The organism is Mesorhizobium amorphae CCNWGS0123, assembly GCF_001686985.1.
Classification (GTDB): domain Bacteria; phylum Pseudomonadota; class Alphaproteobacteria; order Rhizobiales; family Rhizobiaceae; genus Mesorhizobium; species Mesorhizobium amorphae.
In genome coordinates, this window is record NZ_CP015318.1 from 1,182,835 (window position 1) to 1,195,729 (window position 12,895).

Annotated in this window: 14 protein-coding genes; 6 read left to right on the forward strand and 8 right to left on the reverse strand. The window is 64.0% G+C overall.

Going from position 1 to position 12,895, the window contains the following annotated elements:
* Window positions 1-34 precede the first annotated feature (34 nt).
* From A6B35_RS05725 to A6B35_RS05740, 4 genes are all read left to right on the forward strand, one after another.
* The gene (locus tag A6B35_RS05725; protein ID WP_006202394.1) at window positions 35-640 is read left to right on the forward strand and encodes a TRAP transporter small permease subunit; all 606 of its coding nucleotides are present in this window, start codon (window positions 35-37) and stop codon (window positions 638-640) included.
* Window positions 637-2,427 (forward strand): TRAP transporter large permease, encoded by a 1,791-nt coding sequence (locus A6B35_RS05730; protein ID WP_006202393.1) that lies wholly within the window; start codon window positions 637-639, stop codon window positions 2,425-2,427. Before A6B35_RS05725 ends, A6B35_RS05730 begins: the two co-directional genes overlap by 4 nt.
* A gap of 19 nt (window positions 2,428-2,446) precedes the next feature.
* The gene (locus A6B35_RS05735) at window positions 2,447-3,475 is read left to right on the forward strand and encodes a zinc-dependent alcohol dehydrogenase family protein (RefSeq protein WP_006202392.1); all 1,029 of its coding nucleotides are present in this window, start codon (window positions 2,447-2,449) and stop codon (window positions 3,473-3,475) included.
* Between the two features lie 279 nt (window positions 3,476-3,754).
* Entirely contained in the window at window positions 3,755-4,129 is a 375-nt protein-coding gene (locus A6B35_RS05740; RefSeq protein ID WP_006202391.1) for a VOC family protein, read from the forward strand.
* A 57-nt stretch (window positions 4,130-4,186) separates the two neighbouring features.
* On the opposite strand, the gene A6B35_RS05745 is transcribed toward A6B35_RS05740, so the two are convergent.
* Window positions 4,187-5,296 (reverse strand): TRAP transporter substrate-binding protein, encoded by a 1,110-nt coding sequence (locus tag A6B35_RS05745; protein ID WP_006202390.1) that lies wholly within the window; start codon window positions 5,294-5,296, stop codon window positions 4,187-4,189.
* Between the two features lie 305 nt (window positions 5,297-5,601).
* Between A6B35_RS05745 and A6B35_RS05750 the strand changes: the two genes are divergently transcribed.
* Window positions 5,602-6,375: a gamma-glutamyl-gamma-aminobutyrate hydrolase family protein gene (locus A6B35_RS05750; RefSeq protein WP_040582819.1), complete on the forward strand. Its 774-nt coding sequence runs from the start codon at window positions 5,602-5,604 to the stop codon at window positions 6,373-6,375.
* A 9-nt stretch (window positions 6,376-6,384) separates the two neighbouring features.
* Here the strand turns inward: A6B35_RS05750 and A6B35_RS05755 are convergent, their stop codons facing one another.
* The 5 genes from A6B35_RS05755 to A6B35_RS05775 all read right to left on the reverse strand — a co-directional run bounded on the left by A6B35_RS05755 (window position 6,385) and on the right by A6B35_RS05775 (window position 10,458).
* A complete protein-coding gene (locus A6B35_RS05755; RefSeq protein ID WP_006202388.1) occupies window positions 6,385-6,798 on the reverse strand; it encodes a hypothetical protein in 414 nt (137 codons plus the stop codon).
* A gap of 121 nt (window positions 6,799-6,919) precedes the next feature.
* Complete coding sequence (locus A6B35_RS05760) at window positions 6,920-7,903, reverse strand: 2-hydroxyacid dehydrogenase (protein ID WP_006202387.1); 984 nt, start codon at window positions 7,901-7,903, stop codon at window positions 6,920-6,922.
* Entirely contained in the window at window positions 7,900-8,922 is a 1,023-nt protein-coding gene (locus A6B35_RS05765; protein WP_081482146.1) for a LacI family DNA-binding transcriptional regulator, read from the reverse strand. The genes A6B35_RS05760 and A6B35_RS05765 overlap by 4 nt, the downstream gene beginning before the upstream one ends.
* 69 nt (window positions 8,923-8,991) lie before the next feature.
* On the reverse strand, window positions 8,992-9,876 hold the full coding sequence (locus tag A6B35_RS05770) for a DMT family transporter (protein WP_040582818.1): 885 nt from the start codon (window positions 9,874-9,876) through the stop codon (window positions 8,992-8,994).
* 174 nt (window positions 9,877-10,050) lie between these two features.
* The gene (locus A6B35_RS05775; protein ID WP_006202384.1) at window positions 10,051-10,458 is read right to left on the reverse strand and encodes a DUF2000 family protein; all 408 of its coding nucleotides are present in this window, start codon (window positions 10,456-10,458) and stop codon (window positions 10,051-10,053) included.
* 35 nt (window positions 10,459-10,493) lie between these two features.
* On the opposite strand from A6B35_RS05775, the gene A6B35_RS05780 reads away from it, so the two are divergent.
* The gene (locus tag A6B35_RS05780; RefSeq protein WP_040582804.1) at window positions 10,494-11,369 is read left to right on the forward strand and encodes an AraC family transcriptional regulator; all 876 of its coding nucleotides are present in this window, start codon (window positions 10,494-10,496) and stop codon (window positions 11,367-11,369) included.
* An 85-nt stretch (window positions 11,370-11,454) separates the two neighbouring features.
* On the opposite strand, the gene A6B35_RS05785 is transcribed toward A6B35_RS05780, so the two are convergent.
* Both A6B35_RS05785 and A6B35_RS05790 read right to left on the reverse strand, forming a co-directional pair.
* A complete protein-coding gene (locus tag A6B35_RS05785) occupies window positions 11,455-11,925 on the reverse strand; it encodes a MarR family winged helix-turn-helix transcriptional regulator (protein WP_040582816.1) in 471 nt (156 codons plus the stop codon).
* A gap of 221 nt (window positions 11,926-12,146) precedes the next feature.
* Window positions 12,147-12,875, reverse strand: a complete 729-nt coding sequence (locus tag A6B35_RS05790; RefSeq protein ID WP_006202380.1) for an intradiol ring-cleavage dioxygenase — start codon at window positions 12,873-12,875, stop codon at window positions 12,147-12,149.
* Window positions 12,876-12,895: the final 20 nt, after the last annotated feature.

Below are 12,895 nucleotides of genomic sequence, written 5' to 3' on the forward strand. Positions count from 1 at the left end.
AGCCGGCGCGCCTCCGACATCAAGGGAGGAATGCATGGCAGGGCTTCTCGCTCTATCCAGAACGATCGACCGTGTGAACGAGTTCATCGGCAAATGGGTATCGTGGCTGATCCTGCTGGCAATCCTGGTCAGCGCCGGCAACGCCGTCATCCGCAAGGTCTTCGACATATCGTCGAACGCCTGGCTGGAACTGCAGTGGTACCTGTTCGGCGCCGCCTTCATGCTGGCAGCCGCCTATACGCTGAAGCAGAACGACCATATCCGCATCGACATCGTTTACGGCATGTTCTCGCGCCGCGTGCAGCACTGGATCGACCTGCTCGGCCACCTCTTCTTCCTGATGCCATTCGTGACGTTGATGGTGATCTATTTCGTGCCTTACGTGTCGCTGTCGTTCCGCAGCGGCGAAATGTCGAACAATTCCGGCGGCCTGATCATCTGGCCGGCAAAGGCCATCCTGCTGGTCGGCTTTTTCCTGCTGGCGCTGCAGGGCATCTCCGAGATCATCAAGAAGATCGCGATCATGCGCGGCGACATGGACGATCCCAATCCGTTCATATCGGCGCATGAGCAGGCTGAACTCGAGGCCAAGGCACTCGCCGAAGAAGCCAAGGCGCTTGCTCAGGAGGTGCGCTCATGATCGAGTTCATCGCCCAGAACATGGCGCCGATCATGTTCGCCTCGCTGATCATTTTCCTTTTGATCGGCTATCCCGTCGCTTTCTCGCTCGCCGCCAACGGCCTGATGTTCTTCTTCATCGGCGTCGTGCTGTCGCCCTATTCGGGCGGGTCGATCAACCTTGCCTGGCCGCTGCTGCACGCACTGCCCGACAATTTCTACGGCAGCCGGGTGATGTCCAACGACACGCTGCTGGCGATCCCCTTCTTCACCTTCATGGGCATCGTGCTCGAACGATCCGGCATGGCCGAGGATCTGCTCGACACGATCGGCCAGCTGTTCGGACCGATCCGCGGCGGCCTGGCCTATGCGGTGATCTTTGTCGGTGCGCTGCTGGCAGCCACGACGGGCGTGGTGGCGGCGTCCGTCATCGCCATGGGTCTTATCTCGCTGCCGATCATGCTGCGCTACGGCTATGACCGGCGCCTGGCATCCGGCGTCATCGCTGCTTCTGGCACACTCGCCCAGATCATCCCGCCGTCGCTGGTGCTGATCGTGCTGGCCGACCAGCTCGGCCGCTCCGTCGGCGACATGTATGCCGGCGCGCTGATCCCCGGCCTCGTGCTGACCGGCATCTACATGCTCTACATCCTGATCATGTCGATCGTCCGGCCGCAGTCGATGCCGGCGCTGCCGCTGGAGGCACGTACGCTCGGCCATGGCGTGCTGTCGCTGCTGGCTGCGCTGCTGGCAACGGTTGCGGTTTCCTACGCGGCGTATCGCTACTTCGCCCCAACACAGGGCGACAATGCCGACATCCTCGGCGCCACCGTCGGCGTGGTCCTGATATACGTCGTGGCGATCGCCGACCAGCGGCTGAACTTCAACATGATGTCCAGGCTGGCGCAGCAGGTGATCATCGTGCTGATCCCGCCGCTGGCGCTGATCTTCCTGGTGCTGGGCACCATCTTCCTCGGTATCGCCACTCCGACCGAAGGCGGCGCCATGGGCGCCGTCGGCGCGCTATTGATGGCGGCGATGAAGGGGCGGCTGTCGCTCGACGTAATCAAGCAGGCACTGGCCTCGACGACCAGGCTGTCGTCCTTCGTGCTGTTCATCCTGATCGGCGCGCGCGTGTTCTCGCTGACCTTCTACGGCGTCAACGGCCACATCTGGGTCGAGCATCTGCTGACGTCGCTGCCGGGCGGCGAGATCGGTTTCCTCATCGGCGTCAACATCCTGGTCTTCCTGCTCGCCTTCTTCCTCGATTTCTTCGAGCTCGCCTTCATCATCGTACCGCTGCTGGCGCCGGCCGCCGACAAGCTCGGCATCGACCTGATCTGGTTCGGCGTGCTTTTGGGCGTCAACATGCAGACAAGCTTCATGCACCCGCCCTTCGGCTTCGCGCTGTTCTACCTGCGCTCGGTCGCCGCGCGCGTGCCCTATCTCGACCGCCTCACCGGCAAGCAGATCGCGCCGGTCACCACCGGCCAGATCTACTGGGGCGCGGTACCCTTCGTCTGCATCCAGGTGATCATGATCGGTCTGACCATCGCCTTCCCGCAAATGGTGATGCACTACAAGGGCGCGGCGGTCGATCCCGGCACGATCGACATCCAGTTGCCGGACATGCCAGGTCTGTCACCGCTCGGCACGCCGCCAGCGGATGGCGGCGCCCCGGCCAATGGCGGCGCCGCACCGGCGGCACCTGCCAACGACCTGTCGCAACCACCGAACTTCGGCGACGCTCCGCCCGCCAAGCCGGCGCCGCCGGCAACTGACCTCTCGCAGCCACCGAATTTCAACTGATGCTGGAGACCCGACAGCCATGAAAGCGGTCCGCCTAGAGGCGGTGGGCAGCATCGCGCTGCGCGAGGTCGGCAAGCCGTCAGCGGGGCCGGACGACTTGCTGGTGCGCATAGAGGCCTGCGGCGTCTGTGGCACCGACCGGCATCTGTTCCACGGCGAGTTCCCCTGCAAACCACCCGTGACGCCCGGGCATGAATTTTCCGGCATCGTCGAAGCGGTCGGGGCTGCCGTATTGGGCTTTTCCGTCGGCGACCGGGTCACCGGCGATCCCAACATCGCCTGTGGCCGCTGCAAGCATTGTCACGCCGGCCGGGTCAATCTCTGCAGCAATCTCAATGCCATAGGCATCCACCGCGACGGCGGCTTTGCCGACTATGTCGTGCTGCCGCAAAAGCAGGCGTTTCTTCTGCCCGCTGACCTCAAGCCGACGCATGGTGCCTTCTGCGAGCCGCTCGCCTGCTGCCTGCACGGCGTCGATCTGGCCGCAATCAAGCCTGGCGCTTCGGTCGCCGTGCTCGGCGGCGGCGTGATCGGTCTGCTCACCGTGCAACTGGCGAAGCTCGCCGGAGCAACCACCATCATCCTGTCGACGCGCCAGGCCTCGCGGCGCTCCCTTGCCGAGGATATCGGGGCGACGGCAACGGTCGACCCAGGTGCTGCCGATGTCATCGATGCCGTTGCCGGACCGTCCGGACTGGTGCCCGGCGGCGTCGACGTGGTGTTCGAATGCGCCGGCGTGCGCGACACCGTCGAGCAATCGATGCGGTTGGCGAGGGCCGGCGGCACGGTCATCATCGTCGGCGTGGTGCCGCAAGGCATGAAGGTGGCGTTCGAGCCCTTCGACCTGTTGTTTCGCGAGCTGAAGGTACTGGGCTCCTTCCTCAATCCCTACACCCACGGCCGCGCGGCCCAGCTCATCGCTTCGGGCGCGATCGAGATCGACAGGCTGATCTCCAGGCAGGTTACTCTCGAAGAGGCGCCGGCGGTGATCGCCAATCCGCCTGCCCCCGGCGAGGTCAAGGTTCTGGTGGTGCCAGGCCAGGGCTGAGTCGCCTGCGCTTGGTGGCCAGGCTGCTTGCCGCCGGTCAATCGATCGGTTATTCAAACCGCGCCGAAAAAGACATGACCGGTTCGGTAGTCCGGTCTCTTCCGTTTCTCAAGCGGAGGCCCGTCCATCGCCTTGTGCGAGAGGACCCGCGGCCGGCAAGCGAGGCGAAAGCCCGCGAGCCGGTTGGGTCATGTCCGGATCTCCTGACATCACGGTCCCGCCGGTTTGCGGTTTGCGACCAAGCCTGTCCGCATCTCAACCCGTGACAGGATACAGACCATGAAACTGAACCATGCAAATCTCGTAACGACGGACGTCGCCGGCCTGTGCGATTTCTTCGCCAGCCATTTCGGTTTCGAGCTTCTCGACATTCGCGGCAAGGATGCCTTCGCCGTGCTGCGCGGGAGCGACGGCTTCGCCCTCAACCTGATGAAGCCGGGCAAGGGCGAGGCCGCCACCTATCCCGGCGGCTTTCATATCGGCTTCCTCGTTGGCAAACTGGAAATCGTGCATGCAAAGCATGCCGAGCTTGCCAGTGCCGGCCGCGAGCCGGGCGATGTGCAGGAGTTGACGCGTGGCGGCGCCAGGTCGAGCACCTTCTATTGCCATGCGCCGGGCGGAATCCTGGTCGAAGTCAGCGCCTTCGACGCCTGACAAAAAGCCCCGGGCCTGTCCGCCCGGGGCTTCTCTCGATGAACAGCTGTGGGGCGCCTACAGCTTGCCGTTGCGCTGCTGGACCATCATGAAAGTATCGTAATTGTATTCCGCCACCTGGGCCCAGAGATAGTGCTCCTTGCGGAACGCCTTGATCGAATCCCAGATCTTCTTGAACGGCGCGTTCGAGGCTTCCATTTCGGCATAGACCTCGTTTGCCTTTTCGAAGCAGGCGGCCATGATCTCCTGGCTGAACGGCTTCAGCTTGGCGCCGCCGGCCACCAGACGCTTCACCGCCGCCGGATTGAGAGAGTCGTATTTCTGCAGCATGTCGGCGTCTGCGGCTTGCGCGGCAGTGTGCACCAGCGACTTGTAGGCCGGCGAAAGCTCTTCGTATTTCGCCTTGTTGAACATCAGATGGACCGTCGGTCCGCCTTCCCACCAGCCGGGATAGTAGTAGTAGGGCGCGACCTTGTAGAAGCCGAGCTTCTCGTCGTCATATGGGCCAACCCATTCGGCGGCGTCGATGGTGCCCTTTTCCAGCGCCGGATAGATGTCACCGCCGGCGATCTGCTGTGGCACGACGCCAAGCTTGGCGACCACCTTGCCGGCAAAGCCGCCGATGCGCATCTTCAGGCCGGAGAGGTCGGCGACCGTGTTGATCTCCTTGCGGAACCAGCCGCCCATCTGCACGCCGGTGTTGCCGCCCGGCAGGCCGAACAGCCCTTGCGTGGCGAGGAACTCGTTGAACAGGTCGATGCCGCCGCCATGATAGTGCCAGGCATTGATACCGCGCGCGTTGAGCGAGAACGGCACCGCCGCGCCCAGCGCCCAGGTCGGGTCCTTGCCCCAGTAGTAATATGCCACCGTGTGGCAGGCCTCGACGGTACCGGCGGTGGTGGCGTCGGCGGCCTGCAGACCGGGGACGAGCTCGCCGGCGGCGAAAACCTGGACCTGGAAGTTGCCGTCGGTTGCTTCCGACAGCATCTTGGAGAAGACCTCGGCGCCGCCATAGATCGTGTCGAGGGACTTCGGGAAGGACGACGCCAGCCGCCACGTCACTTTCGGATTGGATTGGGCGATAGCGGGCGCGGCAAGCGTCGCAGCCGCCGCCGCGGCCCCCACGCCGGTCGTGCCGGCCTTGCGGATGAATGAACGACGATCCATGCAGTTCCTCCCTTTTGGATCAACAGACCGATTTTCGGGAACATCCTCGATATCCCGGCTCGGCCTGGGGCGAAACAATACACAGGCAAAAGGTCGAGTCCAGCGCGGCAGCCGGATTTGGCGGCGGCGCTTTCGCGGAATTCGCAGCGTCGGTGCACGGCCTGCAACTATAGTCTAATGCCAGATCCCCAACGCGATTCCGTGGCCCATACGACGCGATGAAACTTGTCATGGAAAAGCGCCTTCGGATCGCCTATTTTGTAGGCAGAATAATTCCTTAGCTCCCAATGGATACCGGAACCAAAATGCAGCAGCCGCTCGTCGCCATCTCGACCGACGTCCGCCAATTCGACAACTACACCTGGCATGCCGCCCCGCAGCAATATCTGGAGGCGGCGATTTCGGGCGCCGGCGTCTTCCCGGTGCTGGTGCCGTCCTTCGGCGAGCGGCTCGATTTCGATGAACTCTTGTCGTCGGTCGACGGCGTCATGGTCACCGGTTCGAAGTCCAACGTGCATCCCTCGCTCTATGGCGGCGACGCCAGCGAAAAGAACGGTCCTTACGATCCGGCGCGCGACGCCACGACGCTGCCGCTGATCCGCCGGGCGGTGGAGCGCGGCGTGCCGCTGCTCGCAATCTGCCGCGGCATCCAGGAAATGAATGTGGCTCTGGGTGGCACGCTGGGCACCGAGATCCAGGAGCGCGAGGGCACGTTCGACCACCGCGCGCCGGTGAGCGACAATCAGGACGAGCGCTTCGCCATCCACCAGAAAGTAACGATCAAGCCCGGCAGCTGCCTGGCAGGCGTGTTCGGCGCCGGCGAGATCATGGTCAACTCCGTGCATCGCCAGGCGGTCGATCAGCTCGGTTCGAAGCTGCAGATCGAAGCGGTCGCCGACGACGGCACGGTCGAGGCGGTCTCCGTGCGAGACTCACGCGCCTTCGCCGTCGGCGTGCAATGGCACCCCGAATACTGGGTCAAGTCGGACGATACCTCGGCAAAGATATTCCGTGCCTTCGGCGATGCCGTGCGCTTGCACGCGGCGGCAAAGTCGGGCGCGCGCGCCGCGGCTGAATAATCCCGATTATCAGTTGCCGGCAGCCGAATAATCTCGGTTGTCGGCTACCGCCAGCGACAGCAGCGGCAAAGCCGGCGCGTAGGATTCATAGCCGTCGCCATCGGCAACGGCGAAGGTGACGATCGGATCGACGCCGTTGGCGCTGAAGGCAACCGTCCCGTCCTCCTGCTCGCGCCAGAATTTCGCGCGCTCGATGCCGGGCAAAAGCCGGCGGCAGATCGAGGCGATCGTCAGCAGCGACAGACCTTCCGAGACTTCAGCGCCGCGATGGACAGTGCAGGCGGCTTCATCGCCATTGGCCGTCAGCTGGTAGGTGCTCGCGGGTGGGGTTTCCCTGGCGACGCTTGCGCCACTGCCGCCGTGAAAAAGCTGAACGCCGCCGGCCAGCGCGGCAACCCCAATCAATGCAGGAAGCACCTTCACCCTTTTTCTCCGCGCATTCGAAGTGCGTGGGGGCAACGCGCTTCAAGAATCTTGCATAACGAAGTATGCAGAATGATTTCAAAGCGTTAAGCCGACGTTAATAAGTGTGGCGGCCTGCCGTTCAGCTGCGCGGCCTGACCTGCACCGTCTCCGGCACCGGGGTCAGCGGTCGACGCTCGGCGAACCAGGACACCAGATTGTCGACGCAGAGGTCCGCCATGGCGCGGCGCGTATGCTCCGAAGCCGAGCCGACATGCGGCAGCAGCGAGGTGTTGGGGGCGGCCAGCAGTGCCTGCGGTACATTTGGTTCGTCGGCAAAGACATCGAGCCCGGCGGCGGCGATGGTGCCGCTGGCAAGCGCCGCGGCAAGGGCAGCCTCGTCGACCGTGCTGCCGCGGCCGATGTTGACGAAGATGCCGTTGGCGCCGAGCGCCGACAGGACCTCGGCATTGACGGCCTTCTCCGTCGAAGCGCCGCCCGGTGCCACCGAGATCAGCGTGTCGACCGCTTCGGCAAGCCCCTTCAGCGTCGGATGGTATTGATAGGCCAGGCCCTCGACCTGGCGGCGGTTGTGATAGGCGACCGGCAGGCCGAAGGCTTCCAGCCGCCGGGCAATGGCCAGCCCGATGCGGCCCATGCCGAAGATGCCGACGCTGCGGCCGCGCAAGGTAAGCCGGCTCAGGCGATAGGCGCCGCTCTTCACCCAGCTGCCGTCACGCAGCCATTTCTCGGCGGCATACATTTCGCGCACGGTGTTGATCAAAAGGCCGATCGCCGTGTCGGCGACCTCCTCGGTCAGCACGTCGGGCGTGTTGGTGACCATGATGCCGCTTTGCGCGGCGTGGCTGGCGTCGACCGAATCGTAGCCGACGCCGAAATTGGCGATGATCTCGAGATTGGGCAGGGCGTTCATCAAGGCGGCATTTATCCCGCCGAACGAAGCGATGCCGCGCACCGTGCGCCGCATCTCCTCGGTGACAAGAGCCGGGTCGGCCTGTTCGATCGTCACCCGCTGGAATATCTGGTCGATGCGGCAGCTGGCGTGCTCGTTGAAATGGTCGGGCACCAGAATGGCGACCGGCTCTCTAAGTTCAGGCTTTGTCATGCACGCTCCACCGGCTTGCCGGTCGACTGACGCACATGCAGTTCCGGCTTGATCAGTTCCTGCGACGGCCGCACCGTCTGTCCGTTCAGCTTGTCCAGCAAGGCGCTCGCGGCGCGACGGCCGACCTCGCGCTGGCCGTTCCAGACCGTGGTCAATGCCGGCGTTGCGATCGCAGCCTCTTCGAGATCGTCATAGCCGGTGACGGAGATGTCGACGCCCGGCACAAGGCCAGCGCGCGCGATGCCGTTCATCAGCCCGATGGCGACGAGATCATTCCAGCAGCAGGCGGCGGTCGGCTTGTCTTTCAGCGCCAAAAACTGTCCGGCGGCCTCGAAGCCGGCCTGCTTGGTGCGCGGGCCGGCGATGCGCCAGGACGGCCTGACCTCCAGTCCGGCCGCCTCCATGGCGTTGACATAGCCCTGGTAGCGGTCGCGGCCGGTCGAGGTCTGGTCGGTGCCGCCGATCATGGCGATGCGCTTGTGGCCGAGCGAGATCAGGTGGTTGGTGGCAAGGCCGGTGCCATAGGAATCGTCGCCGCGGAAGACCGGCACGTCGGCCCCGGCCACCGTGCGCGCAATCAGCACCGCCGGCAGGCCGTTTTCCTCGGCCATGATGATATCTTCGGCCGGTGTGCCGATGGCCGGCGACATGATGACGCCGTCGGCGCCGAGCTGCAGCAGCGTGTCGATGAAGGTGCGCTGCTTTTCGAGCTGGTCGTAGTGGTTGGACAGGATGAAGGTCTGCCGGCTGCGGTCGAGCTCGCTTTCGATCGAGCGCAGGATCTCGGCGAAGAAGGGGTTCATGATGTCGTGCACGACGACACCGACGATGCCCGAGCGCGAGGTGCGCAGGCTGGCGGCGCGGCGATTGTAGATATAGCCGATGGCGCGGGCATGTTCCTTGATGCGGTCGCGGGTGCTGCCGGCGACCAGCGGGCTGTCGCGCAGCGCAAGCGATACCGTGGCCGTGGACACGCCAAGGGCATCCGCGATCGTCGAAAGCTTGATCTTCTGTGCCAGCGCCTTGCGCTCCCCGAAAGCGATTTAAACTGTTTAAAGGCGGCTCTTATGCCATCGATCGGCAGCAAATCAAAGTTTTTTTGCCAGCGTTTCCGTCTCCGCGTCCAGCGCCGCGTGATTGCGCAGGCGAAGCCGGTGTTCGCGATGGATGATGTAGAGACCGCTGGCGACGATGATGGCCGCGCCCACCAGCGTCCAGCGGTCGGGAAACTGGTGGAAGATGATCCAGCCGGACAGGATCATCCACACCATCTGCGAATAGGGGTAGGGGGCGAGTGCCGTGGTCGTCGCCAGACGATAGGCCTGGACCAGCAGCCAATGGCCGGTCGCGCCGAACACGCCGAGCATCAAGAGGACGGACCAGTGCCAGGCGTCCTGCGGCAGCGACAGCGAGAACGGCAGTGTGGGCAGGAGCAGCACCGCCGGCGCCAGCGCCGAGAACAGGATGAGGCTTTCGGACGTCTCCGTCGCCGACATGCGGCGCGTCATGATGACATAGAAGGAGTTCGACAGCATCGAGCCGAGCGCAAACAGATGGCCTATGCCGAAAACGCCGACACCCGGCCGGGTGATGACCAGCACACCGACAAAGCCGGACAGGATCGCCATCCAGCGCCGCCAGCCCGCCCATTCGCCGAGCAGCGGACCGGCAAGTGCGGTGATCACCATCGGGCCGAAGAAGTAGATCGAAGTGGTCTCGGCCAGCTGCAAGGTGCGCAGCGCCATGATGTTGCACATGGTCGATCCGAACAGGAAGGCGCCGCGCAATATGTGTGCCGGTAAATTGTTGGCGCGAAAGCGCGATGGCTCGCTCCAGCCGCGCAGAAAGACGCCGACCAGCAGAACATGGACGACGAAGCGGGCCCAGGCGACGATCAGCGCCGAGATGCCGGCCAGCACGAGGTATTTGCTGCTGGTGTCGAGAAAGGTGAAGCAGACATAGGTGGAAAGCATCAGCAGCATCGCCGCCGGCGGCGTTGCGCTTTCGTCTGGTTTTCTGGGAACGCTCAATTTCAGGCCGAAGGAAGGTGGGCAGACACCAACCTTTGCGGCAATCGTCGCCGGCCGACAAGCCAATTGTCGGCTGTGGCCGGACCAAAAGAAGCCAGTGCAACAATACCCAGGCGTTCAGGCGTGCATGCGGGCGCCCTTGGTGATCTTGTCGACCAGTTTCTTCTCGGCGCGCAGCGCGATGCCGACGACCTTGGCATCCTCGGGCGCGAATTCGGCGAAGACGGCGCGGTTGGCGGCGTCAAAACCCGTCGAGAACATCTCCTCGACATAGAGCGACGTCGTCACGCCCCGCTCCAGCGCGCGCCGGTGGATCGCGCCAAGTGTCGCGCTGTCGGCCGAAAGCACGATGACCGGCTGGATCGACAGCGGGTTGTAAATGTTGCCGGCCCGGTCGCGATAGGGCTCGCCGATGATATCGGCGAACTGCGAGACGATGCCGCTGGTCAGGAAGGCGGTGACGTTGAGCTTCTGCCAGACGGGAAGATCTTGCCTGAGCACGATTGCAAATTTCGTATCGAACATGAGACAGTCGCCGGTTCCAGAGTGTTGTTGAAGCGATGACGCACGATCTAGGCCGGGAGGCCCGTCAGGGTCTTGAACGTTTGTGCTGGGATGCGGCCGAGGACGGCATCGTCTCGGCGCCGGGCACGGCTGGCATCGAGCGCATCGAGGCGCGCTTCCATGGCAATGCCTTCGATCTCCACCGCCACGATACCTACGCGATCGGGGTGACGCTGCACGGCGTACAGAGCTTCCGCTATCGCGGCGCGGCGCATCATAGCTTGCCTGGCCAGATCATCGTTCTGCATCCCGACGAATTGCACGACGGCGGCGCCGGCACCGACGAAGGCTTGCACTACCGGATTCTCTATCTGGAGCCGTCGCTGCTGCTCGACTGCCTGGGCGGCGCGCCGTTGCCTTTCGTCGAGGATGCCGTGGTGAGCGATCCGGCTTTACGTGGCACACTGCTTTCCGCACTGGCGCCGCTCGATGAGGAACTGGACGAGCTGTTTGTCGCCGATTTCATTGCGCAGCTGGCGCAGAATCTGGGGCGCCATGCCGGGCAGCCGGCAAAGCCGATGGAAAAGACGGCGTGGCGCGCCGCAGCACTGGCGCGCGACTATCTGGAAGAGAATGTCGAGCGGGCGGTGCGGTCCGATGAACTGGAAGCCGTCACCGGCCTCGACCGCTATGCGCTTTCGCGCCATTTCCGCGCGACCTATTCCACGAGCCCACACCGTTTCCTTTTGATGCGCCGGCTGCAGCGGGCACGGCGCATGATCGAGGCGGGAGAGGCGCTCGCCGAGATCGCCATTGCCGCCGGCTTCAGTGACCAGAGCCACTTCCACCGGCATTTCAAGAAGGCGTTCGGCCTGACGCCTGGACGCTGGTCGGCGCTGGTGCGCGGGCCATCGGTGGCGGCAGCGGCTTAGCGGAAAGGCGACGACGCTGCGCGTCGCGCTTTAAGGGGCATCGTTTAGCGCGTCGCTTTTCGCGACGACGCTGACGCGTCGCGCTTTAATCGTCGAGATCGGTGTCGTCGTCGATCAGCACCAATTCCTCGTTCGAGAGATTAGCTTCAATGCGGGCGAGCAATTTGAACAGCGCCTTCTGGTCTTTCTTGTCGAGGCCCTTCAGCGCCTGCTTCTCGGTCTTCTTCACCGATTTCTCGATGGCGTGGATGATCTCGCGGCCGGTGTCGGTGAGGAAGATGTGCGCCTGACGGGCATCGTTCACCGAAGCGCGCTTTTCGAGAAAGCCCTGTGCCTGCAGCCGGTTGATGGTCTTGGTAATGGTCGGCGGGCGCACGCCGAGGCGACCGGCGAGGTTGCCCGGTGTCTGGCCGTCCTCGCGGTCGAGCGACAGCATGATCTGGTCCTGTCCGGCATAGAAACCGTGCGCCAGAAGCCGCGCGGCAAGTGCCGTACGCGCCAGCCGCGCCGCCGAATGCAGCCGGCTCATTGTTGCAGTTTTGTCCGCCTTGGCCATGGTCATCCCTCTTCGGCCGAACCGGTGCCGGCAGCATAGAACCTGCCTGCCGGTTGGCAATCGACGATCAAAAAGAATCCGGCTTGCGAAAACAGCTTTGCCGGCAAGCATTGCGACGTCCGCCGTGGTGAATGCCAGATGTTTATTTCAGTTAGATGACAAACGACTTTTTGGGCCGGAGGACTTTTCCCGGTGCCATGGGCGGGGCCCCAAAACGGAGCTCAGCCGGCCTTCACAGCGACGACCAGCAGGGCCTGATAGGCATCCGCCGCCTCGCGCAGGGCGGCCTGCGACAAGGGTCCGGCCCGTCGCGCTATGCCGTCCCGCGCATTCGAGGTGTCACGTTTGCCGGGACGGTCGTTGTAGGGCGAGACGGTCGCAAAGATCTGATCGCTCAGGCCGTCGGGGAAAAACAATTGGCCGGTCATCACCGATCGTTCGTTGGGGAAGACCTTGAAGTGGATGTGGGTGGTGCGGCCGCGATACCAGCCGGGATAGATGGTGGCGAAGGAGACGATGCCGCTTTCGTCCGTCTTCTGCCAGCCGCGTAGGAATGTCTGGCCGGAGGTATCGACATCCTGGCCGTCGGCCTGTCCGGGATAGCCGGAATAGGCGCCTTGCGCGTCGCAATGCCAGATATCGACGCGGGCACCGGCAAGCGGGCGACAGGCGGTATCGACCACCTGCAGCCGCACATCGAGACCGACGCCCTTCTTGCCTTCGGTGACGTCGGCGCGTTCAAGCTTCGGGTCGAAATAGAACGGCCCTTCCGTCACCTCCGGCGTGATGGTGCAGACGCCGGCACCGGCGTCGAACAGGGCAAGCCCGGCATAGGGTGAAGTCTGCGCCGTCGCGGCGGCCGGCAGGAAAGCGCCGCCGCCGGCGGTGACGGCGATGAGGCTCAGCGCCTGACGCCTGTTCAACGGCATGGTAGGCGGCTTGTCGGACATCTGGCTCCTCTCGCAGCGGC

What these genes read in the sequence shown, in the direction of transcription:
- A6B35_RS05770 (WP_040582818.1), bottom strand. Translation starts at nt 9,876, where the DNA reads ATGCTTTCCACCTATGTCTGCTTCACCTTTCTCGACACCAGCAGCAAA.
- A6B35_RS05725 (WP_006202394.1), top strand. Translation starts at nt 35, where the DNA reads ATGGCAGGGCTTCTCGCTCTATCCAGAACGATCGACCGTGTGAACGAG.
- A6B35_RS05760 (WP_006202387.1), bottom strand. Translation starts at nt 7,903, where the DNA reads ATGACAAAGCCTGAACTTAGAGAGCCGGTCGCCATTCTGGTGCCCGAC.
- A6B35_RS05740 (WP_006202391.1), top strand. Translation starts at nt 3,755, where the DNA reads ATGAAACTGAACCATGCAAATCTCGTAACGACGGACGTCGCCGGCCTG.
- A6B35_RS05780 (WP_040582804.1), top strand. Translation starts at nt 10,494, where the DNA reads ATGACGCACGATCTAGGCCGGGAGGCCCGTCAGGGTCTTGAACGTTTG.
- A6B35_RS05785 (WP_040582816.1), bottom strand. Translation starts at nt 11,925, where the DNA reads ATGGCCAAGGCGGACAAAACTGCAACAATGAGCCGGCTGCATTCGGCG.
- A6B35_RS05775 (WP_006202384.1), bottom strand. Translation starts at nt 10,458, where the DNA reads ATGTTCGATACGAAATTTGCAATCGTGCTCAGGCAAGATCTTCCCGTC.
- A6B35_RS05730 (WP_006202393.1), top strand. Translation starts at nt 637, where the DNA reads ATGATCGAGTTCATCGCCCAGAACATGGCGCCGATCATGTTCGCCTCG.
- A6B35_RS05790 (WP_006202380.1), bottom strand. Translation starts at nt 12,875, where the DNA reads ATGTCCGACAAGCCGCCTACCATGCCGTTGAACAGGCGTCAGGCGCTG.
- A6B35_RS05750 (WP_040582819.1), top strand. Translation starts at nt 5,602, where the DNA reads ATGCAGCAGCCGCTCGTCGCCATCTCGACCGACGTCCGCCAATTCGAC.
- A6B35_RS05745 (WP_006202390.1), bottom strand. Translation starts at nt 5,296, where the DNA reads ATGGATCGTCGTTCATTCATCCGCAAGGCCGGCACGACCGGCGTGGGG.
- A6B35_RS05735 (WP_006202392.1), top strand. Translation starts at nt 2,447, where the DNA reads ATGAAAGCGGTCCGCCTAGAGGCGGTGGGCAGCATCGCGCTGCGCGAG.